Annotated in this window: 18 protein-coding genes and 1 tRNA gene; 5 read left to right on the top strand and 14 right to left on the bottom strand. The window is 69.1% G+C overall.

The annotated features are described in order from the left end of the window. Positions 1-50: 50 nt before the first annotated feature. The 3 genes from HQ312_RS21215 to HQ312_RS21205 form a co-directional block, all read right to left on the bottom strand. Positions 51-1,511 (bottom strand): PP2C family serine/threonine-protein phosphatase, encoded by a 1,461-nt coding sequence (locus HQ312_RS21215; protein WP_222641398.1) that lies wholly within the window; start codon positions 1,509-1,511, stop codon positions 51-53. Beyond that, positions 1,508-1,969 (bottom strand): FHA domain-containing protein, encoded by a 462-nt coding sequence (locus HQ312_RS21210; RefSeq protein ID WP_027505924.1) that lies wholly within the window; start codon positions 1,967-1,969, stop codon positions 1,508-1,510. Before HQ312_RS21210 ends, HQ312_RS21215 begins: the two co-directional genes overlap by 4 nt. 138 nt (positions 1,970-2,107) lie before the next feature. Next, on the bottom strand, positions 2,108-3,742 hold the full coding sequence (locus HQ312_RS21205; RefSeq protein WP_222641396.1) for a DUF3662 and FHA domain-containing protein: 1,635 nt from the start codon (positions 3,740-3,742) through the stop codon (positions 2,108-2,110). A 275-nt stretch (positions 3,743-4,017) separates the two neighbouring features. Between HQ312_RS21205 and HQ312_RS21200 the strand changes: the two genes are divergently transcribed. The 3 genes from HQ312_RS21200 (at position 4,018) to HQ312_RS21190 (ending at position 10,608) form a co-directional block, all read left to right on the top strand. Continuing rightward, a tRNA-Leu gene (locus HQ312_RS21200) sits at positions 4,018-4,103 on the top strand. Positions 4,104-4,547: 444 nt separating this feature from the next. Then, a complete protein-coding gene (gltB, locus tag HQ312_RS21195) occupies positions 4,548-9,149 on the top strand; it encodes a glutamate synthase large subunit (RefSeq protein ID WP_222641394.1) in 4,602 nt (1,533 codons plus the stop codon). Then, positions 9,142-10,608 (top strand): glutamate synthase subunit beta, encoded by a 1,467-nt coding sequence (locus HQ312_RS21190; protein WP_027505921.1) that lies wholly within the window; start codon positions 9,142-9,144, stop codon positions 10,606-10,608. The genes gltB and HQ312_RS21190 overlap by 8 nt, the downstream gene beginning before the upstream one ends. 78 nt (positions 10,609-10,686) lie before the next feature. On the opposite strand, the gene HQ312_RS21185 is transcribed toward HQ312_RS21190, so the two are convergent. Continuing rightward, a complete protein-coding gene (locus HQ312_RS21185; protein WP_027505920.1) occupies positions 10,687-12,198 on the bottom strand; it encodes an MFS transporter in 1,512 nt (503 codons plus the stop codon). 114 nt (positions 12,199-12,312) lie between these two features. Here HQ312_RS21185 and HQ312_RS21180 point away from each other — a divergent pair, with 114 nt between their 5' ends. Then, the gene (locus tag HQ312_RS21180) at positions 12,313-13,179 is read left to right on the top strand and encodes an NAD(P)-dependent oxidoreductase (RefSeq protein WP_222641392.1); all 867 of its coding nucleotides are present in this window, start codon (positions 12,313-12,315) and stop codon (positions 13,177-13,179) included. A 97-nt stretch (positions 13,180-13,276) separates the two neighbouring features. Beyond that, complete coding sequence (locus tag HQ312_RS21175; RefSeq protein ID WP_027505918.1) at positions 13,277-13,561, top strand: putative quinol monooxygenase; 285 nt, start codon at positions 13,277-13,279, stop codon at positions 13,559-13,561. Position 13,562: 1 nt separating this feature from the next. Here HQ312_RS21175 and HQ312_RS21170 read toward each other — a convergent pair whose 3' ends face one another. From HQ312_RS21170 to lysX, 10 genes are all read right to left on the bottom strand, one after another. Beyond that, positions 13,563-15,155 carry a phage infection protein gene (locus tag HQ312_RS21170; RefSeq protein ID WP_222641390.1) on the bottom strand — a complete coding sequence of 531 codons (1,593 nt, stop codon included), beginning with the start codon at positions 15,153-15,155 and terminating at the stop codon, positions 13,563-13,565. An 87-nt stretch (positions 15,156-15,242) separates the two neighbouring features. After that, positions 15,243-15,860, bottom strand: coding sequence for a histidine phosphatase family protein (locus HQ312_RS21165; protein WP_222641406.1), 618 nt, complete (start codon positions 15,858-15,860; stop codon positions 15,243-15,245). A gap of 13 nt (positions 15,861-15,873) precedes the next feature. Then, the gene (locus HQ312_RS21160; RefSeq protein WP_222641388.1) at positions 15,874-16,278 is read right to left on the bottom strand and encodes an MmcQ/YjbR family DNA-binding protein; all 405 of its coding nucleotides are present in this window, start codon (positions 16,276-16,278) and stop codon (positions 15,874-15,876) included. 22 nt (positions 16,279-16,300) lie between these two features. Then, on the bottom strand, positions 16,301-16,840 hold the full coding sequence (locus HQ312_RS21155; RefSeq protein WP_222641386.1) for a GNAT family N-acetyltransferase: 540 nt from the start codon (positions 16,838-16,840) through the stop codon (positions 16,301-16,303). Positions 16,841-16,842: 2 nt separating this feature from the next. After that, entirely contained in the window at positions 16,843-17,646 is an 804-nt protein-coding gene (locus tag HQ312_RS21150) for a transglutaminase family protein (protein WP_027505913.1), read from the bottom strand. 19 nt (positions 17,647-17,665) lie between these two features. Beyond that, a complete protein-coding gene (locus tag HQ312_RS21145) occupies positions 17,666-18,835 on the bottom strand; it encodes a zinc-dependent alcohol dehydrogenase (protein WP_222641384.1) in 1,170 nt (389 codons plus the stop codon). A 9-nt stretch (positions 18,836-18,844) separates the two neighbouring features. Then, on the bottom strand, positions 18,845-19,378 hold the full coding sequence (locus tag HQ312_RS21140; RefSeq protein WP_222641382.1) for a hypothetical protein: 534 nt from the start codon (positions 19,376-19,378) through the stop codon (positions 18,845-18,847). Between the two features lie 334 nt (positions 19,379-19,712). Continuing rightward, positions 19,713-20,597: an oxygenase MpaB family protein gene (locus HQ312_RS21135; RefSeq protein ID WP_222629337.1), complete on the bottom strand. Its 885-nt coding sequence runs from the start codon at positions 20,595-20,597 to the stop codon at positions 19,713-19,715. Between the two features lie 26 nt (positions 20,598-20,623). Further along, complete coding sequence (locus tag HQ312_RS21130) at positions 20,624-21,508, bottom strand: alpha/beta fold hydrolase (protein WP_261782531.1); 885 nt, start codon at positions 21,506-21,508, stop codon at positions 20,624-20,626. Between the two features lie 9 nt (positions 21,509-21,517). Next, positions 21,518-24,877, bottom strand: coding sequence for a bifunctional lysylphosphatidylglycerol synthetase/lysine--tRNA ligase LysX (gene lysX / locus HQ312_RS21125; RefSeq protein ID WP_222641378.1), 3,360 nt, complete (start codon positions 24,875-24,877; stop codon positions 21,518-21,520). Between the last annotated feature and the right edge of the window lie 96 nt (positions 24,878-24,973).

Genomic DNA, 24,973 nt, shown 5'->3' with positions numbered 1-24,973 from the left:
CGACTGGCTGGGGGTGGGCCGATTCGGGGTCGGCAGGTTCGGAGCGGACATCACGAACCCGTCCTGCAGGTCTGGCCCGCCACCAGCGTCGGCGTCGGTGCCGGGGTGGGCTCGATCGTGGTGGTCACGGGAGCCGCCGGATCGACGGGCACCGCCGGGTCCGGAGCGGGCGGTGCGGCCGTGGGAGCAGGCGTGGCCTCGGGGGTGGCGCTCGGCGTGGTGGTTGCGCTCGCCGGCGGCGTGCACGGGGGCAGCAGGTCACCGGACGCAAGTCGCGCCACCTGGGTGCGCGCGTCGTCGAGGGTGCCCGACGGCAGACCCGAGCGCACCTGTTCGCGTGCCGAGGGCTGGAGATCGTCGACACCCAGGATCGTGCAGTCGGCGTCGCCGGGAGCGCGCAGCTCGACCGTCGCGTCCTCGGTGGCCGTGGCCCCGTCGCGTACGCAGCCGACCAGATCGACCTCCTGCAGCGAGAAGCCGAGCACCGAACCGGAGACACCGCGCATCACGACCACGCGACCGTCGTCGGTTCCGACGTAGTAGTTACGTTGCAGCAGTTGCCATCCCACGACGAGACCGACGACGAGAAGGGCGACCACGCCGAGGCCGGCGAGTGACCACCGGAGCTTGTGCGACTTCTTCTCCGGCACGGGCGGTGGTGTCACGACACGTTTCGGGGTGGTGCGGGGCGGCCGCATGGCGGCGGCGCGGCCGGCTGCCGTGTTCGGCGGCGGCGCGTCCTCCTCGTCGGACATCGACGCGGCTCCGGCGAGAATGGGGTGCGACTGGCCGTAGTCCAGATCGATGACGTCGGCGACGACGACGGTGACGTTGTCGGGGCCACCGCTGCGCAGCGCCAGCTCGATGAGCCGATCGGCGCACTCGTCGTTCTCGCCCTCGCGGAGCGTGTCGGCGATGGTCTCGCTGCTGACGACGTCGGACAGGCCGTCCGAGCACAGGAGATACCGATCCCCGGCGCGGGCCTCCCGCACCGTGAGCGTCGGCTCGATCTCGTTACCGGTGAGCGCGCGCATGATGAGCGACCGCTGCGGGTGCGAGTGCGCCTGCTCGGCCGTGATCCGGCCCTCGTCGACCAGGGACTGGACGAACGTGTCGTCTCGGGTGATCTGCGTCAGCTCGTCGTCGCGCAGCAGGTAGGCACGCGAGTCGCCGATGTGGACGAGCCCGATCTTTCTGCCGCCGAACAGGATCGCCGTCAGGGTCGTGCCCATGCCGTCGAGCTCGGGATCCTCCTCGACCTGCTCGGCGATGGTGGCGTTGCCCTCGCGCGTCGCCCGTTCGAGCTTGCCCAGGAGATCGTCTCCCGGCTCGTCGTCGTCGAGGTGGGCGAGCGCCGCGATCATGAGCTGGGACGCGACCTCACCGGCGGCGTGCCCTCCCATGCCGTCGGCGAGAGCGAGCAGGCGCGCACCGGCGTAGACCGAGTCCTCGTTGTTGGATCGCACGAGACCGCGATCGCTGCGCGCGGCGTAGCGGAGAACCAGTGTCACGGGCGCAGCTCGATCACGGTCTTGCCGACGCGGACGGGCGTGCCCAGCGGGACGCGCACCGCCGTCGTGACCTTGGCCCGGTCGAGGTAGGTGCCGTTGGTCGAACCGAGATCCTCGACGTACCAGTCACCCCCGCGAGGAGACAGCCGTGCGTGGCGCGTGGACGCGTAGTCGTCGGTGAGGACCAACGTCGAGTCGTCCGCCCGACCCATGAGGACCGGCTGCGACCCGAGCGTGATGCGGGTACCGGCCAGCGAACCCTGCGTGACCACCAGCTGCTTGGCCACCTTCGCCTTGCGGCCCTGCAGCGACACCGGTGACGTGCGGGAGCGCGGTGCCACCCGCAGCCCGGAGGCCGCATAGATGTCCGACCGCAGGGTGCGCAGCACTGCCCAGACGAACAACCACAGGATCAGGAGGAAGCCAGCTCGAGTGAGCTGCAGAATCAATCCCTGCACAGCGTGTCACCTCCTCGTGTCACCAGAAGCCGGGTCACGGCTTTCTCGGTCGCCCGGGGACGTCCCGTCTCGGAGCATCATAAGGGCAGGCGCCGACGGCCGGTGTCGGCCGCCGCACCCGTCGCCGGTCCGGTCGTGTCAGACGATGCGGACGAGGATCTCCGAATGTCCGGCGCGGACGATGTCGCCGTCGGCCAGCTGCCAGTCCTGGACCGGTGCACCGTTCACGGTCGTGCCGTTGGTGGAACCCAGGTCGGACAGCATGGCCACCCGGCCGTCCCAGCGGATCTCGAAGTGCCGACGCGAGACGCCGGTGTCGGGGAGCCGGAACTGGGCCTCCTGGCCGCGACCGACGACGTTGCCGCCCTCGCGCAGCTGGTAGTGACGGCCGCTGCCGTCCTCGAGCTGCAGGGTGGCGGCGAGCCCGCGGGACGCGGCCGGCCGGTCGTAGTCGTCCCCGTCCGCGACCTGCTGGTAGCCCTGTGTGGCCGGCTGGTCGTACGCCGCCGCGGCGCCGTACGACCGCGGCTGTGCGGCCTGGCCGCCCTGGTCGTAGCCGCGCTGGTCGTAGTCGCCGTACGCCTGCTGACGGTCCTGACCGTGCTGGTCCTGACCGTGCTGGTCGTAGCCGCCCTGGTCGTAGCCGCGCTGGTCGTACCCACCCTGGTCGTACCCGCGCTGGTCGTAACCACCCTGGTCGTAGCCGCGCTGGTCATAGCCGCCCTGGTCGTACCCGCGCTGGTCATAGCCGCCCTGGTCGTAGCCCTGCTGGCCGTAGGCGCGGGGATCGGGTCCACCCTGGTCGTACTGAGGACGGCCGTGACCGCGCGGATCCGCCGCCGGCTGTCCGTAGGCCTGGCGGTCGTACGGCTGCTGAGTGGGAGGCTGCTGGCCGTAGGCACGCGAGTCGTAAGGGGCGCGGTTCTGCGGCTGGCGTCCGTATCCCTGGTCGTAGCCGCCCTGCTCGTGACCCTGCTGGTCGTATCCGGCCTGGCCGTAGCCCTGCTGGTCGTACCCGGCCTGGCCGTAGCCCTGCTGATCGTGACCCTGTCCGTACGGTGCGCGTCCGTATCCGCCCTGCTCCTGACCGGCGGGCGGGCGGCCGTAGCCGCGGGCGTCCTGCTCGGAGTCGCCGTACGCGCGGGGCGGGCGCACCCGGTTCTCCGCCGCCGGGTCGACGCGGCCCGACGCCTCGGGGTCGTACGCCTCGGACGGGTACGCGCTGCCGTTGCGAGGGGCACGGGCGGCGACGCCCGATGCGGGCCGATCGTTGTCGCGGTCGGGCTCGTCGCCCTGGTTCTGAGTCCCTGAGTTCTGGGTCATGGGGCCGGCTCCTGATGTCGACGACGGTCGGTCTTGTGCAGTGGACTGGTGAGGTGGAGCGCTCTGCTGGGGTGACGCGTCGGGATCGACTGTTCCCGACGTGCGGAACTGTCCCGTGTGCAGTGTGGTGGACGGTTCGAAGCGGACCACCACGCGCCCGTACGTCTGCCATCCCTGGTCGGTGATGAAGTCCTGGAGATGGCGTGAGAAGGCGCGAGTGGTGAGGTCGTGGTCGGACGCGAGCCTGTCGTGATCCGACGGGCTGATGGTGATGACGTAGGCGTTGGGTGCCAGCAGATGTCCGCCGTCCAGCGTGCGGACCGACATGGTGGCCTCCTGCTGGAGGGCCGCCTCGACCTCCTGCGGCACCACACCGCCACCGAAGACGCGAGCGAAGGCGTCACCGACAGCACTCTGCAGCTTTCTCTCGAATCGCTGAACCACTCCCACGACACCCTCCTTCTCCGTCTTCGTCGGTACTGCGTCTCACATCGGTACTGCGTCCGTGCGTCGGAGACTCATGATGCTGGAACCGTCCCCGAGGCGTCCACGCCGCCGACGTCCGCGCAGGCCGTGCGGCCTCGCGTGTCCTTCCGTCGTGCGACTACCGATCCATGCTATACGCCCGGAACCGGTTCCCGGCCCCGCCTCGGGACCGGAAACCCGGACCGACGGTATGGATTTCTGCCCGAGTGACGGGTCGTGTTAATCTCGTCCCGTCGCTCGGGCGAGTGGCGGAATGGCAGACGCGCTGGCTTCAGGTGCCAGTGTCCTTCGGGACGTGGGGGTTCAAGTCCCCCTTCGCCCACCACACTGGCCGTAGCCGAGAAATCGCTACGGCCAGTAGTCTTTCATCGGACGTACGTCTCGGTGTGAGATCTCCGACGTCGAGCTCGTGCGCTCCCGGAGTATTCTCGTGAACGAACGCCGAGGTACCGCGCAACGTCGCGCACACACCCACACCGCCGGGGGAACGACCAGGTCAGGCCCGAATGAGGATGCCCTGATTTGTGAATTCGACCGGTTCCTGACTTATCGTTCAGCTGCGGGGTCGACCCACAAGGATCGCCCCTGCCCGAAAACACTCGGTCACCACCTCGGAACGGATCGTTGTCCGAGAGTGGCCGGAGCCCCATCGGAGTGCGTGTTCAACGGCGAACCCGCTCTCGCATCGCCCCGCGGTGGCTCGCGTCGAATCTCGGACGTGGCCGCGCTCTCGCGGATCTTGGCTCGACTCGTCAGTTAGGCAAGACACATGCAGCTTCCCGGACACCGGTACCCATCAGCGCGCGGCCTCTACGATCCCGCCAACGAACACGACTCCTGCGGTGTCGCGTTCGTGGTCGACATGCACGGCCGACGGAGCCGCGACATCGTCGACAAGGCGATCACGGCGCTGATCAATCTCGAACACCGCGGCGCTGCGGGTGCCGAGCCCAACACGGGTGACGGTGCCGGCATCCTGATCCAGGTCCCCGACGCGTTCTACCGCGCCGTGGTCGACTTCGATCTGCCGCCCGAGGGTTCCTATGCCACCGGTATCGCGTTCCTCCCGCAGGCGCGCGCCGCGTCCGCCGAGGCTGTCGCCGGGGTCGAGCGTGTCGTGACCGAGGAGGGCCTCGAGGTTCTCGGCTGGCGCGACATCGAGACGGACGACGCCTCCCTGGGCGCGCTGGCGCGCGACGCCATGCCGACGTTCCGCCAGCTGTTCGTCGCCGCTCCCGACCGTGCACTGTCCGGCATCGATCTCGAGCGCCGCGCGTTCGTCGTGCGCAAGCGCGTCGAGCACGAACTCGGCCTCGAAGGCCCCGGCAAGGACGGTCCGGGACGCGAGTCCGTGTACTTCCCGTCGCTGTCGCCGTCGACCATCGTCTACAAGGGCATGCTCACGACGCCGCAGCTGCGAGGCTTCTACCTCGATCTGCAGGACGAGCGCGTCGTCAGTGCCCTCGGTCTGGTGCACTCGCGCTTCTCCACCAACACGTTCCCCTCCTGGCCGCTCGCACACCCGTTCCGCCGTGTCGCGCACAACGGTGAGATCAACACCGTCACCGGCAACGAGAACTGGATGCGTGCCCGCGAGGCCCTCATCGAGTCGGACGTCTTCGGTGGCCCGGAGAAGCTCGAGAAGATCTTCCCGGTGAACACGCACGGAGCGTCGGACACCGCGCGCTTCGACGAGGTGCTGGAGTTCCTGCACCTCGGCGGTCGCAGCCTGCCGCACGCCGTGCTGATGATGATCCCCGAGGCGTGGGAGCACCACGACAAGATGGCCCCGGCTCGCCGGGCGTTCTACCAGTACCACTCGACTCTGATGGAGCCGTGGGACGGACCGGCGTCGGTGTGCTTCACCGACGGCACCGTCATCGGCGCGGTCCTCGACCGCAACGGCCTGCGTCCGAGCCGTCTCTGGGTCACCGAGGACGGCCTGGTCATCATGGCGTCCGAGGTCGGCGTCCTCGACATCGAGCCGTCGAAGATCGTGCGTAAGGTCCGCCTGCAGCCCGGCCGCATGTTCCTGGTGGACACCGCGCAGGGCCGCATCGTCAGCGACGACGAGATCAAGGACGAGCTCGCCGCCGAGCACCCCTACCAAGAGTGGCTCGACGAGGGCCTCGTCGAGATCGACGACCTGCCCGAGCGCCCGCACGTCCACATGACGCACGACCGTGTGCTGATCCGTCAGCAGATCTTCGGCTACACCACCGAGGAACTGACCATGCTGGTCGCTCCCATGGCCAAGGCCGGCGCCGAGGCCATCGGGTCCATGGGCACCGACACGCCCGTCGCCGTGCTCTCGAACCGCCCGCGCATGCTGTTCGACTACTTCTCCCAGCTGTTCGCCCAGGTGACGAATCCGCCCCTGGACGCCATCCGGGAAGAGGTGGTCACCAGCCTCGGCGGCACCATCGGTCCCGAGCGGGATCTCCTGCAGCCCAGTGCCGAAGCATGCCGGCAGATCGTGCTGAAGTCGCCGATCCTGCACAACGACGAGCTGGCCAAGCTGGTCCACATCAACGACGACGGCACCCAGGACGGACTGCGCTCCGTGGTGGTCCGCGGCCTCTACCCGGTCGCCGAAGGCGGTGAGGGACTACGTCGTTCGCTCGAGATCATTCGTTCGCAGGTCTCCGCGGCGATCGACGGCGGCGCGCGCATCGTCATCCTGTCCGACCGCGAGTCGAGCGAACGGCTGGCACCGATCCCGTCGCTGCTGCTGACCTCGGCCGTGCATCACCACCTCGTCCGGGAGAAGACCCGCACCAAGGTGGGGCTGATCGTCGAGGCCGGTGACGCCCGCGAGGTCCACCACATGGCCACCCTCGTCGGCTTCGGTGCTGCAGCGGTCAACCCCTACATGGCGTTCGAGTCGATCGAGGACATGATCGATCGCGACACCCTGCAGGGCATCGACTACGACAGCGCCGTCAAGAACTACATCAAGGCCGCCGGCAAGGGTGTGCTGAAGGTGATGTCGAAGATGGGCATCTCGACGCTCGCCTCGTACACCGGCGCCCAGCTGTTCCAGGTCATCGGCCTGTCGCAGGCACTGGTCGACGAGTACTTCTACGGCGTGCAGTCGCCGCTCGGCGGCATTGACCTCGACCAGATCGCGGCCGACGTCGCGGTGCGTCACGGAGTCGCGTACCTGGACAACAAGTTCGAGCGCGCGCACCGCGAGCTCGAGACGGGCGGCGAGTACCAGTGGCGCCGCGAGGGCGAGTACCACCTGTTCAACCCGGACACGGTGTTCAAGCTCCAGCACGCCACCCGCACCGGTCAGTACTCCGTGTTCAAGGAGTACACCCGCATGGTGGACGACCAGTCCGAGCGGCTCGCGTCGCTGCGCGGACTGTTCCGCTTCAAGACCGAGGGTCGCACCCCGATCCCGATCGACGAGGTCGAGTCGGCACGCGACATCGTCAAGCGTTTCTCCACGGGTGCGATGAGCTACGGCTCCATCTCGGCAGAGGCGCACGAGACGCTGGCCATCGCGATGAACCGCCTCGGTGGTCGCTCGAACTCGGGTGAGGGCGGCGAGGACACCGCACGCTTCCTCCCCGACGAGAACGGTGACTGGCGTCGGTCGGCCATCAAACAGGTCGCGTCGGGTCGTTTCGGTGTCACGTCGAACTACCTGACCAACTGCACCGACATCCAGATCAAGATGGCGCAGGGCGCCAAGCCCGGTGAGGGTGGCCAGCTTCCGGCGCACAAGGTGTACCCGTGGGTGGCCGAGGTGCGTCACTCGACGCCGGGTGTCGGCCTCATCTCGCCGCCCCCGCACCACGACATCTACTCGATCGAGGATCTGGCTCAGCTGATCCACGACCTGAAGAACGCCAACCCGTCGGCGCGCATCCACGTGAAGCTCGTCTCCGAGGTCGGTGTCGGTACGGTCGCCGCCGGTGTCTCCAAGGCGCACGCGGACGTGGTGCTCATCTCGGGCCACGACGGCGGCACGGGCGCCACCCCGTTGACGTCGGTCAAGCACGCCGGCGCACCATGGGAGCTCGGCCTGGCCGAGACCCAGCAGACGTTGCTGCTCAACGGTCTTCGCGATCGCATCGTCGTGCAGGTCGACGGTCAGCTCAAGACCGGTCGCGACGTCATGGTCGCCGCGTTGCTCGGTGGTGAGGAGTTCGGCTTCGCCACCGCGCCGCTGGTGGTCTCGGGCTGCATCATGATGCGCGTCTGCCACCTCGACACCTGCCCGGTGGGCGTGGCGACGCAGAACCCACTGCTGCGCAAGCGGTTCGCCGGTCAGCCGGAGTTCGTCGAGAACTTCTTCCTGTACATCGCCGAGGAGGTCCGCGAGTACCTCGCGGAGTTCGGTTTCCGCACGCTCGACGAGGCCATCGGCCAGGTCGCGCTGCTGGACACCACCGCGGCGAAGGATCACTGGAAGGCGTCGAAGCTCGATCTGTCGCCGATCCTGGACGTCGCGGAGTCGGCGTTCATGAACCAGGATCTCTACTGCACCGGCACGCAGGACCACGCACTGGACAAGGCTCTCGACCAGCAACTCATCGCGCAGAGCCGCGAGGCACTGGACAAGGGCGAGAAGGTCGAGTTCTCGACGCGGATCACCAACGTGAACCGCACCGTGGGCACGATGCTCGGCCACGAGGTCACCAAGGCGTACGGCGAGGACGGTCTGCCGGAAGGCACGATCGACATCACCTTCACCGGATCGGCCGGTAACAGCTTCGGAGCGTTCGTGCCCAAGGGCATGACGCTGCGACTGCAGGGCGACGCCAACGACTTCGTCGGCAAGGGTCTGTCCGGTGGGCGGATCGTCGTACGCCCGTCGCTCCAGGCCAACTCGAGCTTCGTCGCCGAGAACAACATCATCGCCGGCAACGTGATCCTCTTCGGTGCCACCGAGGGTGAAGCGCTCATCCGCGGTGTCGTCGGTGAGCGGTTCGCCGTCCGTAACTCGGGCGCCGTCGCGGTGGTCGAGGGTGTCGGTGACCACGGGTGCGAGTACATGACCGGTGGCAAGGTCGTCATTCTCGGCGAGACCGGCCGCAACTTCGGTGCCGGCATGTCCGGCGGTGTGGCGTTCGTCTTCGACCCGAACTCGACCTTCGAGGACAACCTGAACACCGAGCTCGTCGACATCGAGGAGCTCCAGGGTGACGAGTTCGCGTGGCTCAAGGATGCGATCACGCGGCATCGTGACGAGACCGGGTCCGAGGTCGCCGAGCGCATCCTCGCGGACTGGTCGCAGCAGGTCAATCACTTCGTGAAGGTGATGCCCCGCGACTACAAGAAGGTACTGCTCGCGATCTCCGAGGCCGAGAAGAACGGCGCGGACGTGGACGAGGCGATCATGGAGGCAGCTCGTGGGTGATCCACAAGGATTTCTGAAGAACACGTCGCGGGAGCTCCCGTCGCGGCGCCCCGTCGACCTGCGCCTGATGGACTGGAAGGAGGTGTACGAGGACTTCTCCACGGACACCCTCCGCACCCAGGCCAGCCGGTGCATGGACTGTGGCATTCCGTTCTGCCACAACGGGTGCCCGCTCGGGAATCTGATTCCCGAGTGGAACGACCTGGTGTACAAGGACCGGTGGCGCGAGAGCATCGACCGGTTGCACGCCACCAACAACTTCCCGGAGTTCACGGGCCGGCTGTGCCCGGCTCCGTGTGAGGCGTCGTGCGTCCTGGGCATCAACCAGGACCCGGTGACCATCAAGCAGGTCGAGGTCGAGATCATCGATCGCGCCTTCGACGAGGGATGGGTCCAGCCCGTCTACCCGACGTACCTCACCGGCAAGAAGGTGGCCGTCGTCGGTTCCGGTCCCGCGGGTCTCGCTGCAGCGCAGCAGCTCACGCGTGCCGGCCACACCGTCACCGTGTTCGAGCGAGCGGATCGCATCGGCGGACTCCTGCGCTACGGCATCCCCGAGTTCAAGATGGAGAAGCGCCACATCGATCGCCGGTTGGCGCAGATGGAGGCCGAGGGCACCATCTTCCGAACCGGTGTCAACGTCGGTGTCGACATCACCGCGGACGAGCTCCGCGAGGAGTTCGACTCGGTCGTCCTGTCGGGCGGTGCCACCAAGGCCCGCGACCTCGAGGTCCCCGGCCGCGAGTACGGCGGCATCCATCAGGCGATGGAGTTCCTGCCCTGGGCCAACCGTGTTCAGCTCGGCGACGACGTCGTCGACCAGTACGGCCAGCCGCCCATCACGGCGAAGGGCAAGAAGGTCGTCATCATCGGCGGCGGCGACACCGGCGCGGACTGCCTCGGCACGTCGCACCGTCAGGGCGCGGCCAGCGTCCACCAGTTCGAGATCATGCCCCGCCCGCCGGAGGAGCGCGCCGGATCCACCCCGTGGCCGACGTACCCGCTGGTCTACCGCGTGTCCTCGGCTCACGAGGAGGGCGGCGAGCGCGTCTTCTCCGTCAACACGGAGCGCTTCACGGGCGAGAACGGCATGGTCACCGGACTCGACGCGCACGAGGTCGAGTTCAAGGACGGTCGCTTCGCCAAGGTCGAGGGGTCGGACTTCCACCTCGAGGCCGACATCGTGTTCCTCGCGATGGGCTTCACCGGACCCGAGAAGCCGGGCCTGCTCACCGATCTCGGGGTGAACCTCAACGAGCGTGGCAACGTGTCGCGGACCGACAAGTGGAACACCAACGTCGACGGCGTCTTCGTGGCGGGCGACATGGGCCGCGGTCAGTCGCTCATCGTGTGGGCCATCGCCGAGGGCCGCTCCTGCGCGTCCGCGGTCGATTCGTTCCTCATGGGAAAGACGGCGCTGCCCGCGCCGATCGTGCCCACCCAGGCGCCCCAGCGGTAGCGAGCCCACACCCCCGGTACGAACAGAACACCCCCTGCAGCCTGCTGCAGGGGGTGTTCTGTGTCGGGAGTCGGTGCGTCAGCGCGCTCGACGGAACAGGACGGCGGCCGCGCTGCCGGCGATCAGCAGCGTGACGAGCGTGGCCCCGGACGCGGCGACGATGCCGTCCACGTACGCCTCGCGGGCGCGGGACGCGAGGTCGGGCCCGACGTCGGGTGACATCCGGCCGGCTTCGGCCAGGGTGCCGGCGAGCGTGCCGTCTCCGGACGTGTCGGCGGGCCCCAGCACCAGGCGGTACGTGGCCACGCTGATGGAGCCGAGCACGGCGATGCCCAGTGCCCCACCGAGTTCCGCGCCCGTCTCCGACACGGCACCGGCCGCGCCCGCCTTCTCCGGTGCCGCGGTGGCGAGCACCCGATCCGAGCCGAACGTCGTGCCGGTACCCACACCGAACGCAGCGATCACCATGCCGCACAGCAGGATCGCGAGCGTGGCGCCCGACCCGACGTCCGAGGGGAGGGCCACCGCACCGATCACGACGGCACCGACGAACATGACGGAGATGGCGCCGACGAGGATGACGGCCGGCGGGCGGCGCTTCATGATCAGGGGGGCCGTCAGTGAGGCGGTGGCCGTCGCGATCGCCGGGATCAGCGACCACAGTCCCGCCTCGAGGGTGCCGAGCCCCATGACGAGCTGAAGATACTGCGACAGCATCAGATTGAAGCCCGTGATGATGAAGACCGACACGAGGATGACGATCACCGCGACGGAGAACGCCGGGGTGCGGAACAGATCGAACTCGATGACGGGGTGCGTGCTCGCGCGTTGACGTCGCACGAACCACCAGCCGACCAGGAGCCCCACCGCGAGCGCGGCGGCCACCTGCCAGTCGAGGCCGTTCTGCGCGGCGTGCTTGAGCGCGTAGACGATACCGAGCATCGCGACGATCGAGGCGCCGACGGCGGGCAGGTCGAAGCGGCCGGGGTTCGGGTTCTTCGCCTCGGGCAGCATCACCGGCGCGGCGATCAGCAGGACCACCATGATCGGGATGTTGATGAGGAACACCGAGCCCCACCAGAAGTACTCGAGCAGCGCGCCCGCGATGACCGGGCCGAACGAGCCACCGCCGGCGAATCCGGCCGTCCAGATTCCGATGGCGACACCGCGCTGCACGGGGTCGACGAAGAGCTTGCGCAGCAACGACAGTGTCGACGGCGCGAGGGTGGCGCCGCCGATCCCGAGAAGCACCCGCGACGCGATGAGGGCCTCCGGGGTGTGCGAGAAGGCGGCGGCGACGGACGCGATGCCGAAGACGAGCGACCCGATCATGAGCAGCCGACGGGTGCCGATGCGGTCGCCGAGCGAGCCCATCGTGACCAGTAGGCCGGCGAGCATGAAGCTGTAGATGTCGAGGATCCACAGCTGCTGCGAGCTGCTCGGCTGGAGATCCTCGGTCAGCGAGGGCAGGGCGAGGTACAGGACCGACATGTCCATCGAGACGAGGACGATGGGGACGACGAGGACGGCGAGACCCCACCACTCGCGACGCCCCGCCCTTTCGGTGGCGGGCGTGTCGGTGCTGGTCATGCGTGATCCGTTCGAGAGTGCGTGTGGTGGTGCTCCGTGAGGGGAACACCCTGCATTGCAACACACGGAGCGGGTCGGAAAAGAATCCGCTCCAGCCGGTGAGAGGGAACGAACATGCGGGTGGCAGTACTGGGAACCGGAACGATGGGCGCGGGCATGGCGGGGTCTCTGCTCCGCGGCGACCACGAGGTGACGGTGTGGAACCGCAACGCCGATCGCGCGGCGCCGCTGAAGGACCAGGGGGCGACCGTCGCGGACGATCCGGCGGCCTGCGTCGCCGACGCCGACGTGATCGTCACGATGCTCTACGACGAGTCGGCCACCGCGGACACGGCCACCACCTTCCTGTCCGCGGTGAAGGACGGCGCCGTGTGGGTCCAGTCCGCGACCGTCGGTCCGGCCGGCGCCCGACGGCTGGCCGATCTGGCGCAGCACCACGGGGTCGCCTTTCTCGACTGCCCGATGCTGGGGACCAAGGAGCCGGCGGAGTCGGGAAAGCTCACGGCGCTGGCCTCCGGACGCGCCGAGGCGCTCGAGTCGGTGCGCCCGGTGCTCGAGTCGATGACGGTGAAGATCGTGAACGCGGGGACGGAACCCGGCCGGGCGAGTGCGCTCAAACTGGCGTGCAACGCGATGGTGTCCACGCTCACGGCGGCCACGGCGCAGTCCCTCGCGATGGCGTCGGAACTGGGCCTGGAGCCCTCGCTCGTCCTCGAGGCGCTCGACGGTGGTCCGATCAACGCGCCGTACACACAGATGAAGGGCCGCTCGATGATCGAGCGCGACTTCACCCCGTCGTTCGGGATCGACGGCGTGGTCAAGGACGTCGACCTGATGATCGATGCGGTGGATCCGCGCACCTCCCGCCTGCTGCAGGCCGTGCGCAGTGCGTACGTGGACGCGAGCGTCGCGGGGCACGGCGCCGACGATCTGGCGGCCGTCGTCACGGCCTTCGAGAACGACGAGGGGTTCCAGGGCTGAGTCGTCAGCGGGCAGTCGGGCGATAACCGACGCCCGCCGCCGCTCCTCGCCGTACGTTCGGGTGGACCGATGACGAACGAGCGAGACGAGAACGACGATGAGTGATCTGCACGTGGTGGCCACCATTCCGGTGACGGACGGCTTCGACGAGGTGCTGGAGGCGATGCGGCAGTTCGCCGTTCTCACGCGCGAGGAGGACGGCTGCCTGGAGTACGACGTCTACACCTCGAACGCGGCGCCCGACACCATCGTCACCGTCGAGGTGTGGCGGGACCAGGCGGCCCTCGACGGGCACATGGCGTCACCGCACATGGCCGACGTCATGGGTCGCCACGGCGCCAAGCTGGGCGCCCTGGCGATCCATCCGTTGACGCCCGCCTGAGTCAGGCGAGGCGCGGTTCGTCCCGGTAGGCCGCGCGGTCGTCCTCCGGGTCGGACCGGGCGACGAGCGAGTAGACGAGACCGGACACCGCGAGCAGGGCGACCATCACGAGGACGGCGAGCCAGCCGGTCGAGTCCATGGCGTCCGCCGCGATGCGCTCGAGTCCGGCGGCGAGCCACCCGACGGGCGTGAAGGCCGCGGCCTTGCCGAAGACGGAGCTGTCGGGCGACCCCACCAGGGCTCCGCCTGCCAGGACGAGCTGGACGAGCAGCAGCACCAGGTTGATCGACTGGCCGACGGCACGGCCGAACGCCATCTGGACGGCGCCCGCCGCGGCGAGGAACGCCGCGGAACCCAGGAACAGGAAGACGATGCCGCCGAGGAGCGAGCCGAAGCTGAGACCGTCGCCGACGAACCAGTAGGCGATACCCGCAGCTGCGGTGACCGCGAGGGCCCCGAGGACGGGTGCGATGCGCGCCACGCGGTCCCGACGCGTCAGCAGGCGCATCAGGCTCACCGCGGCAGCCGCGGCCACGGCCACCAGTGCCGCGATCAGGTAGTAGTTCGACGGGGTGCTTCCCTGCACGACGAGGGTGGTCTGCGTCTGACCGTTCTCGTCGGTTGTCGTGGTCGCCGCTACTGCGTTGGCCGCGGGCAGCGAGGTCTGCGCGGTCTTCACGTTGGTCTGCAGGCTGCTGACGACGCCGCCGATCGGCTCGATGCCGGTCGTGATCTGGTCGGTGCCCGCCTTCAGCTGCTTGCCACCGTCGTCGAGCTGGATGATGCCGTCGTTCAGCTGGCCGGCGCCCGTGGAGAGCAGCGCGCTGCCGTCGACGGCGGTGTTCACGCCGGTGACGAACTCACTGGACGGATCGTCGAGCTGGAACGCGAGCAGGGCGGCGCCGTCGCGCAGCTGGTTGATCTGGGAGACGGTGTCGGGGCCGATGCCCTGCGCGTTCAGCGTGTCGATGAGCTCACGCAGCTGCCGTGCCGCGTCGGTGGTGATCGGGTTGTTCAGCACCTCGATGCGGTTCGCGACGTCCGCGATGGACGAGGTGACCTGAGCCTGCTTCTCGCCGAGCGCCAGCAGGGGCGTCGTCAGCTGGTTCACGCCGCCGCTGATCTGCACGGCGCCGTCACCGAGCTGGCCCACTCCGCCCTGCAGCTGCACGAGTCCGCCGGCCAGCTGAGAGTTGCCGTCCGCGAGCTGCTGGGACCCGGAGCGCGCCTGCCCGAGGCCGTCGGAGAGCTGGGTGACTCCGTCGGTGAGCTGCGGCGCCGCGTCGGTCAGCTGAGTGAGTCCACCGCTGAGCAGGCTCAGGGGCAACTGCGTCTGGGTGAGAGCCGAGCGCGTCTTCGCCAGCGGGTCTCCCGCGGCGGAGGTGCCGCCGTCCGTGCCCTCGGAACCGTCTGCCGAGGTGGTGGTCTCGGAACTGCTCTGCGAGGCCAGGGGAACGACGTCGTTCCCGCTGAACGACGCGTAGAGGCCGGCCAGGAGCAGGGGGAGGGCGATCACGAGAACGACGATCACGGGCCGCGACAACGTGGCGACGAGACCCGAACGCGGGGCACCGTGTGCTGAGGGAGAAGTCATGATACTGCTCAGGCTAACCGGTGCCGACGCGCTCGACGGACCGTGCCGAGCACCGATCGTGCCCGTAATGCCCGGTGACCTGCGCGATTAAGAAGTCGGTGAGGATCGCGCCCGGTTCCGGGGGAGCAGATCCCACACGTGCTGAGTCTCGTTCACCGACGCTACCGTACGTCTGCCGCTGCGCGAGAACAGTATTCGCGTGACCGAGACGTAGTCGATCGGGAAGGTCAGAGGCATGGCGGTGCCGAGCAGATCCTGCAGGTGGACGTTGATCACCCCGCCGTGGGCGAAAACCGCGACCGTGTCCTCCGGCTCCGCGTCCCGCACCACCGAGGCGATGTCGTCGAACACCCGTCGGCGGAAGGCGTCGGCGTCCACCGCGCTCGGCAGATGCCCGGCCTTGATGCGCTCGAACTCGGCGGGGAACTTCTCGCGCGCCTCCTCGATGGGGAGGTAACCCGGGAAGTCCCGGTCGTACTCGGCCAGACCGTCGAGCACGTCCACCGGGAGTCCGGTGTCCGCGGCGAGCGGTTCCGCGGTCTGCCGGGCGCGCAGTTGTGGACTGCTGACGATGCGCGCGAGCCGATGGGCGCGCAGCCCGTCGGGCACGCGCGCGGCCTGCTCGAGTCCCAGCGGTGCGAGGGCGGGATCGGCATCCGCGTCGGAACGCAGCGGGAGAGCGTGGCGGATCAGCAGCAGTTGCACAGCGGCCACTGTCTCACGGTGACGAGAGCGTTCCGAGTTCTGCCACCAGCCGTGCCGGCGCCGTCCGCCGGAACGACATGTCGAGCAGTTCGTCGACCTCGGTCCAGTCGGGGGTCCCGATCGTCAGGTCGAGTCCCACCCAGCCGCTCGCCGCGGTGTATGCGGGCTCGAAGAATCGCTCGTTGTCCAGCAGCGCCGCTCGCTCGTCGGTGTCGGGCAGGACCTGCAGCGACCGATCCCAGCGGGTGGAGGGGTGATCCCCCTTCACCGTGGCGCCGTAGATCGCGAAGACCTTCGTGGTGCGGAAGTTGGGGCGGCCGTGGGAGACCTTCTCGGTGGCGCCCGGCAGGCGCAGGGCTCGTTCCCGCACCGTGGCCAACAACGGATCGTCGTCGCGGAATCGCACGGGATGCTCCATGACCGAGGAGACTAGGCCCTCGTCATCGAGCCGGGCGGTCGATCGCCATCACCACGTGGTCGGTGGGGTCGATCGGATTGTCCGGGGTGAGGTGGGCCTCGGCGACACGTCGGTACCCGGCCTTCTCGAGCGCCCGCCACGACGCCACGTTGCCTGTGGCCACCGGCACGACGACGCACGTCGCGCTCGGGTACCGCCGCCACGTGTCGGCCGTGAACTCGATCAGCACGCGGGTGCCGAGGCCGTGCCCGACGAGGTGCGCCTCGCCGATGAGGTAGTCGATGGTGACGGCCTCCGCGGGCACCGCCCAGAACGGCGCCAGCTCGTCGACGTACTCCGGGTAGTCGTGCCACCGGGCGCGCTGGAGCAGGCCGACGGGGGTTCCGTCGTCGAGAGCCAGCACGTCCTCGGACGGCTCCTCGCCGCGGGCGGACGCTCCGAAGTCGCGGGCGACGGCCTCGGCGGTGACCTCGTGGTTCCACCACCGCGCCACGTGCGGGTGAGACAACCAGCGCGCGAGCAGCGGGAAGTCGTCCTCGGTGACCCGCCGGAAGGTGATCACGATCAGCGCATGGACACGAGTTCGTGGACGTCGTCGTAGGGGAGCATCCCGTCCACCGTGGCCATGACCTGCATGCGGTCCAGAACGATGTACCCGTCGTGGTTGTCGAGGAACGCGGTGTCGGACGCGTCCCGCCCGGTGGCGATGCGCACGAGGCTCTGCCGTGGGGCCAGCCGCGTCGCGTCGACGACGCGCCAGACGCCGTCGACGTAGGCCTCCGCGACCGCGTGGAAGTCCATCGGGTCGCAGCCGGGCGCGTAGACCGCGACGAGGCGGGCCGGCACCGTCATCGCCCGCAGCAACGCGACGACGAGATGCGTGTAGTCGCGGCAGACTCCGCTACCCGCGAGGAGGGTGTCGGTGGCGCCGTCGATGGGGTCACTGCTGCCGGGGACGTAGCGCAGACGGCGGCCGACCCAGGCTGAGACGCGCTCGAGCACGTCGGCGTCGGAGGTGTAGCGCCCGAACTCGGTCTCGGCGAAGCCCAGGAACTTGTCCGACTCGCTGTAGCGGCTCGGCCGCAGGTAGACCGACAGGTCCCGCTCGACCACCGGGGCGGGATCCGCCTCGCCCTCCACGCGGGCGCGGTAGTCGACGACGAGTTGACCACGCCCACAATCGAATCGGTGGATGCGCCCGCCGGTCTCCGCGCGGATCACCGTGGGCGTGATCTCCTCGCCGTCGAGCCGGAACGACAGCGACTCGGTGACCGTCGTCCCCGGTAGTTCGGCGACCGCGATCTGGAACTCGAGGTTGCTGGGGTCGACGACGGTCACGTCGAGGTGGGCAGATACGTCACGCGTCACTCCCGCATGATGCCACCGGTCACGGCCGGAAGATCGCCCGGACGCAGTTGTCCGCCTTCTCCTTGAAGATCGCGTACCCCGCGGGTGATTCCTCGAGCGACATGTCGTGCGTGATCAGGAATGTCGGGTCCAGCTCGCCGGACTGCAGGTGGTCCAGAAGGCGCGGGACGTACCGCTGTCCGTGCTGCTGTGCGGAGCGCAGCGTGAGTCCCTTGTTCATGACCAGACCCATGGGGAACTTGTCGGTGACACCGTAGACGCCGAGCACCGAGACGACGCCGCCCTTGCGGACCGTCCGGATCGCCTCCCGCAGCGCCGTCGCGCGGTCGCTCTCGAGGCGCAGCGCCTGCTTCGCCTTGTCGTAGATCTGGCCGACACCGGTGCCGTGGCCCTCCATGCCGACGGCCTCGATCACCGCGTCGGGTCCGCGGCCGCCGGTCATTTCGCGGATCTCGTCGGTGACGCTGTCCGAGGCGGTGTAGTCGACGGTCTCGGCACCGATCTCGTCGCGCGCCATGGCCAGTCGCTCCGGAATCCGGTCGACGACGATCACGCGGCCGGCCCCCATCAGCTGTGCACTGCGCGCCGCCATCAGGCCGACGCCTCCCGCTCCCCACACGGCGATCGTCTCCCCGCCGGTGATCGAGCAGAAGTCCGCACCCATGTACCCGGTGGGAATCGCGTCCGAGGCGAACAGCGCCTGCTCGTCGGTGACGCCGTCGGGAACGGCGAAGCAGTTCTGATCGGCGAACGGCACGCGGATGTACTGCGCGTGCGACCCCTGGTAGCCGCCGAACGGATGCGTGTAGCCGTAGATGCCGCCGGTGGGATAACCCATGATCGGTCGCTGCAGATCCGCATTCGGGTTGGTGGTGTCGCACAGCGAGTACTGCTCGTGGTCGCAGTACCAGCAGTTGTTGCACGCGATGAACGACGGCACCACCACGCGGGATCCCACACTCGTGGCCGTCACCTCCGCGCCGACCTCGACCACTCGGCCCATGAACTCGTGGCCGATGACGTCGCCCTCCCGCATGCCGGGGAGGTAGCCGCTCAGAAAGTGCAGGTCGGACCCGCACGTCGTCGTCACCGACACCTCCAGAACGGCGTCGTGGGGATTGACGATCACAGGATCGTCCACGGTCTCGACGGACAGGGTGTTCACGCCGGTCCAGCAGAGTGCACGCATGTCGGTCTCCTACTTCACGCTCGGTCGGGCGGACGGAGTGGGCACGAGTGTCGGGATCTCGCCCGTCTGCTGCAGTGCCCGAGCGCGGTAGAGGATCTTGTAGGCCGCGATGCGCGTCGCGACGTCGGGGAGGGGGAGATCGAGCTCGAGCGTCACCTCGGTCCCGAGGTCGAGCGGAGCCTCGGCGAAGCGGACGACAGCGAGGTCGCCGCTGTCGTCGCGGCGGGTGAACTGCACTCCGTGGTCGTCGGCCGACCGCGTGGTCTCCACCGCGACGGCGACGTCGTTCCCGTCGGAGACGGTCCACGTGACCACGTCCCCGCCGTCGTCCGACACCGAGGCGATGTCGCCCAGGACGCGGGACAACTGCGGGGTGTCCGTCCAGAAGGCGCGCGCGGTGGGAACGTCCACGGCGATGGTCAGGGTCACGGGCCCGGCGGACTCGGTCTCACCGCGGCCGGTCACCTTCTGCACTGCGGGGTTCTGCAGCGCAGTCTCGGCTGCCGCCTTCACCGCGTTGCGCGCTGTCTCGACGATGCTCACGTCCACCACTCCTCAGGTCTGCGTGGCGGGCGCATACCCGAGGAGGAGTGAGGAAAACGTCGCGGAATCCTTCTCTGTCCGCCGGCTGCTTGCCTGGCGGCACTGGAAGTGAAAGTGAGGCCGTCGGCCCCACTCACACGCCGCTCCCCGAGCTGCCACTTCTCCCGCTACCAGGAGAAGTGTCATGACCCTGAGACACGAGCGCGTTCGTGACGCCGGTGAAGTCCTGTCACGCCACGACCAGCAGTCGATGAGGGCCGCGGCACCAGCGCTGGCCGGTCTGTCGCGGTCAGGTCGGATGGACCGCTGAGATGCACACGGTTCGGACGCTGCGTCACGCCGTGGTGCGAGTCAGCTCGTCCTGCGCCGTCGGGCCCGCGCCGAGAGCCCACCGGATGGCGGTGGTGACGGCGATGCCGCTCGCGCGCACGGCGGTGGCCTCGGTGATCGGAAGGTAGGGCAACCGGAGGGGGAAGCGGGTCCAGCGCGGCATCATCGACACCGCCACCGACGACAGCAACCCGTAGGCGGGGCGTACTGCCAACGGGATCGGTGGGTTGAGCAGGATGAAGCGGGCGGTGCGACGTGCTGCGGGAGTGCCGCGCAGTTCGGGCCGGTACATCGCCAGCATCTCGTTCAGCTCGTCGACCGTCTCGGGCACGTCCTCGGCGCCGAGCCCGCGAGCGACCCAGGCCGACTCCCGGACGTAGGCGTCGCGGCCGCCGGCATCGAGAGGTCGGGCACCGTAACGATCGTGCGCGCGCAGGAAGCTGTCGATCTCCGCGACGTGGACCCACCGCAGCAGGTGCGGATCCGACGCGGCGTACGGCCGCCCGTCCGGCGCGACACCCGTGATGCGCTTGTGCACGGCGCGCACGATCCGCACGGCGCGCTCCGCGTCCTCGATGGTGCCGAACGTGGTCTCGGCGAGGAACGTGCTGGTGCGTTGCAGACGGCCCCACGGGTCGCCGCGGTAGCCGGAGTGCTCGTCCACGGCAGCCATCGCCAGCGGGTGCAACGACTGCAGGAGCAGGGCGCGCATTCCGCCGACGAACATCGACGCATCGGCGTGGACGCGCTGGATCGCCGAATCGGGGCCGTACCGACGCGGCCCCTCGGCCAGGTGGATCCGGTCGCGTCGAGCGGGGCCCTCGTCGCCCGCGACCCGCGCGAAGATGGTCTCGCCCACTCGGGTCTGGACCGTGCGCAGAGGATTCATCTCTCCAGTGTGCGCTCGCGCGGCGTTCAGCCGGTGGAGACAGTTCTCACCAGCGCCGCGACTCGCCGGGGCTGATCGATCATGGCGTGGTGGTGCGACGGGGACACCACGGCGAAGCGGCCGCCGAGGTAGCGGGCCAGACGCTGCTGGCGCCGCAACCACTGCGCTCCCCACGGGGTCCGTCGTCCCGTGTGCGCGGCGGCCACGATGACGGGGACGGACGGAACGGGCGTCGCGCGGCGCAGGCGGTTCAATTCGAGGGCCATGTCGGCGTACACCGCGTACTCGATCGCGGCGGCCTCCAGATAGGAGGGATCGCGGTAGATGCGGCGGAGATCGTCGATTCGGTCGGGCGCGTACCCGTCCGGGGGAATGGCCTGCGTCAGGACGTGGCGCACCGGATCGGCGAGCAACCGTTGCAGACCGGCGGCCGAGACGATGCGGGCGATCACGCGGGTCACCGGAATGCGGATGCGCGGCGGCACCAGGGCCGACGGCGACTTCTCGACGCTCGAGTCGAGCAGCACGAGCCCCGCCGTGCGCGCGGGGTACGACCGCGCGAAGCCCTCGACGTAGAAGCCGGCCATCGAGTGCCCCACCAGGACCACGGGGTCCGTCATCGCGAGGGCGTCCAGGACGGCGAGGATGCGATCGGCCTCCTCGTGCACCGTCGGCACCCGGTCCGGAGGCAGCGGTTCGCTGTCGCCGAAGCCTGGTCGATCGATGGCCACCGTCGTGTGGCCGGCCGCCACCAGCAGCGCGGACACGTCGATCCAGTCGTGCCACGTCGAGGCGAGCCCCCCGCACAGCACGACGACCGGGACGGGCGCCGCCGCCGCGTCGGGACGGGAGACCACCACGTGCACGGCGGTCCCCAGTACGTCGACGACCACCTCGCCGTTCGGTTTCATGTGAAACATTCAGCTCCGCGGCTTGGCCAACGGGAACGCGAGGGTCTCGCGGATCGACCCGCCCGTGATGAGCATGACCACCCGGTCGACACCCATTCCGAGGCCACCGGTCGGCGGCATGCCGTGCTCGAGCGCCTGGAGGAAGTCCTCGTCCAGTTCCATCGCCTCGGGATCACCGCCCGCGGCGAGCATCGACTGCGCGGTGAGACGAGCGCGTTGGTCCACGGGGTCGGTCAACTCGCTGTACGCGGTGCCCAACTCGACCCCCCACGCCACCAGATCCCACTTCTCGGCGACGCCCGCGATGCTGCGGTGGGGCCGGGTCAACGGGGACATCGACGTGGGAAAATTGGTGTAGAACGTCGGGAACTCGGTGAAGTCCTCGACGAGGTGCTCGTACATCTCCTGCGCCACGGCCCCCTCGTCCCAGGTCGACTGATACGGGACGTCGTGCAGATCGCATAGACGCTGCAGCTCCGCGAGCGGTGTGTCGGGCCGGACGTCGGCACCGATCTTCTCCGCGACGGCGCCGTGCATGGTCTTCACCGGCCACTCGCCGGAGATGTCGATCTCCGTCATGGTGCCGTCCTCGGCCGGCCGGTAGATCACCTCGCGGCCGTGCGCGGCCACGGCGGCGCGCTGGATCAGCTCCCGGCACAACACCATCGCGCGCTCGTAGTCGCTGTGCGCCTCGTAGGCCTCGAGGATCGTGAACTCCGGATTGTGCTTGAAGTCGGCGCCCTCGTTGCGGAACACGCGACCGATCTCGAAGACCCGCTCCATGCCGCCGACGCACAGCCGCTTGAGGTACAGCTCCGGCGCGATACGGAGGTAGAGATCGAGGTTGTAGGCATTGATGTGCGTGAGGAAGGGTGCCGCGTTCGCGCCGCCGTGAATCTGTTGCAGGATCGGCGTTTCCACCTCCATGTATCCGCGGTCGCCCAACGTGTCGCGCAGCGACTTCACCACCGCGCTGCGGGCACGCATGAGGGCGCGCGCCTGCGGATTGATCTCCATGTCGACGTAGCGCTGACGCACCCGCGCCTCGGGATCGGTGAGCCCGCGGAACTTGTCGGGCAGCGGGTGCAGCGATTTCGCGTTCATGCGCCAGTCGCTCACCAGCAGCGCGAGCGCTCCGGTGCGACTGCGACCGACCACTCCCGTGCAGGAGATCAGGTCGCCCAGGTCGAAATCGGACGTGAAGCGTCGCAACCGATCTCGATCGATGCGCTCGCTGTCGAGGAGGATCTGCAGGTCCCCGCTCCAGTCGCGCACGAGGCCGAAGACGACGCCGCCGTAGTCGCGGATGCGCAGCAGGCGACCGGACACGCGCACGGTGGTGCCCTCCGGGGCGTTCGCCGCGGAGTCCACGGTGTGGGTGGGCGGATGCGCGACGGGGTAGGCGTCGACGCCGTCCGCGGAGAGCCTGTCCAGCTTGGACATCCGCACCCGGACCTGTTCCGGCCGTCGCCGGCCGGGCAGCGTGTCGACGGGTGTGTCGTCGGGCTCGCTCCCGTCGGCGTGCAGCGTGCCGTCGGCCAGCAGCGCGGCGGGAACAGCCTGTCGGGTGCCGGTGTGAGTGCGTGCACCGAGGCCCGGCAGCGTGAGGAAGCCCTCCGCGATGGCCGATGCGGTACCCACCTTCGGCAGATCGCGGTTGTCCTCGAAGCACAGGTACCGCGGTACCCACTCGGGCTGGTACTTGAGGTTCGATCGGTACAGCGCCTCGAGCTGCCACCATCGCGAGAAGAACACGAGCGTCGAACGCCACAGGCGCAGAACAGGTCCCGCACCGATGCGGCCGCCCTCCTCGAACACGGAGCGGAAGACGGCGAAGTTCAGGGACACCTTGGTGATGCCCACGGTGTCCGAGCGGGACGCGAGCTCGGAGACCATGAGCTCGACGGTGCCGTTGGGTGAGGCGGGATCACGGCGCATGAGGTCGAGCGATGCTCCGCTCGCGCCCCAGGGCACGAGGGAGAGGGTGCCGACGACGCGGTCGTCCGCATCGAGCACGGCCTCGACGAGCAGGCAGTCGCCGTCGAGAGGGTCGCCGAGGCGCCCGAGTGCCATGGAGAACCCGCGTTCGGTCTCGGTGTCACGCCAGCGGTCGGCACGCTCGACGATGCCCGGCCACTCGTCCTCGGGGATGTCGCGATGCCGTCGGATGCGCACCGTCACGCCCTTGCCGCGCGCCCGATTGACCGCCTGGCGCACCGGGCGCATGTCGGGTCCGTTCAGGCTGAACGAGCGGGTCTGCAGGATCGCCTCGTCGCCGAGTTCGAGCACGGCGAGTCCCGCCCGCCGGAACGCGGCGGCACCGGTCTCGCTCGCTCCCATCACCGCCGGGGCCCACCCGTACCGAGACGACATCTCGAGCCACGCCTCGATCGCGTGAGGCCAGGACTCCTCGAGGCCGATGGGATCGCCGCTGGCGAGGCACACTCCGACCTCGACGCGATAGGTGATGGCGGCCTTGCCGTTCGGTGCGAAGACCACCGCCTTGTCGCGGCGGGTGGCGAAGTAGGCCAACGAGTCGTCGTGGCCGGAGCGGGCGATGAGTCCGCGTAGCGCCGACTCGTCCGTGCCGGTGAGGGCGTTGCTCGCACGCTGCGAGCGGAACAGTGTCACCACCGCCGCGGCGAGGGCGACGAAGGCGAGCAGTCCCAGAAGAAAGTTGAGGAATCCGTGTGGTCGGCCGCTGAACTGCTCGTTGTCCACCAGTGCCAGGCCGGCCACTCGGTTGAGTGACCACAGGAAGGTCTCGTTCCGCGGCAGCGAACCCGGGAAGGCCTCGAGCAGCGCCCAGCCGGCGAGGATGCCGACGATCAGACCGGTGACGAGAACACCGAGTGCCTTCCATCCGGCGCCGCGTCGGACCTTGGTGTCGAACTCGGTGCGGGAGGCGAGCAGCAGTGCGAGCACCGCGACCTGCAGGACGAGGCCGATCCAGGACCCGACGCTGCCGGGATCGTTCACCAGGGTCGATACGTTCACCACCGCGGATCCGGCCGTGTAGAGAAGAGCGATCCACCACGCGACGCGTTTGCGCGTCGACAGCGCCGCGGCGACCAGCGCGACCACGAAGCCGTAGGACAGGCTCGTGTCGGGAGCGTCGATGACGTACGAGTCGAGCCACTCGCGGGGTACGTGGACGAGGGCTCGGAGCGCGGGTGACAGGCTCCACAGGAGGACCAGCGTCGCGTAGACACCGAGCACGAGGCCGACGTGGTGCGGCACCTGCCGCAGGCGCCCCTTGTGGCGCGACCGGCGATCGGCGCGGGCGACGCGGGACGCGTCGGACAGGCCTGACGGGGACGGTGATGCAGTGCCCGCGGCGGATGCCGCCGGGGTCGCCTGTGTGGCCATGATCGAGCGCCTCCTGCCGGGACCGTGGATGACGGGACGAGCCCGTGCTCCGCAGGACACAGGCTGTGACAGACAACTATGCAGCGTTCGATGCCG

This window comes from Rhodococcus sp. BP-316 (assembly GCF_019836105.1).
Classification (GTDB): domain Bacteria; phylum Actinomycetota; class Actinomycetes; order Mycobacteriales; family Mycobacteriaceae; genus Rhodococcoides.
The sequence above is the reverse complement of the archived record's forward strand: the minus strand, read 5'-3'. Positions and strand labels throughout refer to the sequence as shown.

Excerpts from the sequence above, each read along its gene's own strand:
- lysX (WP_222641378.1), bottom strand. The coding sequence starts at position 24,877 with ATGGCCACACAGGCGACCCCGGCGGCATCCGCCGCGGGCACTGCATCA.
- gltB (WP_222641394.1), top strand. The coding sequence starts at position 4,548 with ATGCAGCTTCCCGGACACCGGTACCCATCAGCGCGCGGCCTCTACGAT.
- HQ312_RS21175 (WP_027505918.1), top strand. The coding sequence starts at position 13,277 with ATGAGTGATCTGCACGTGGTGGCCACCATTCCGGTGACGGACGGCTTC.
- HQ312_RS21135 (WP_222629337.1), bottom strand. The coding sequence starts at position 20,597 with ATGAATCCTCTGCGCACGGTCCAGACCCGAGTGGGCGAGACCATCTTC.
- HQ312_RS21130 (WP_261782531.1), bottom strand. The coding sequence starts at position 21,508 with ATGAAACCGAACGGCGAGGTGGTCGTCGACGTACTGGGGACCGCCGTG.
- HQ312_RS21185 (WP_027505920.1), bottom strand. The coding sequence starts at position 12,198 with ATGACCAGCACCGACACGCCCGCCACCGAAAGGGCGGGGCGTCGCGAG.
- HQ312_RS21145 (WP_222641384.1), bottom strand. The coding sequence starts at position 18,835 with ATGCGTGCACTCTGCTGGACCGGCGTGAACACCCTGTCCGTCGAGACC.
- HQ312_RS21170 (WP_222641390.1), bottom strand. The coding sequence starts at position 15,155 with ATGACTTCTCCCTCAGCACACGGTGCCCCGCGTTCGGGTCTCGTCGCC.
- HQ312_RS21160 (WP_222641388.1), bottom strand. The coding sequence starts at position 16,278 with ATGGAGCATCCCGTGCGATTCCGCGACGACGATCCGTTGTTGGCCACG.
- HQ312_RS21180 (WP_222641392.1), top strand. The coding sequence starts at position 12,313 with ATGCGGGTGGCAGTACTGGGAACCGGAACGATGGGCGCGGGCATGGCG.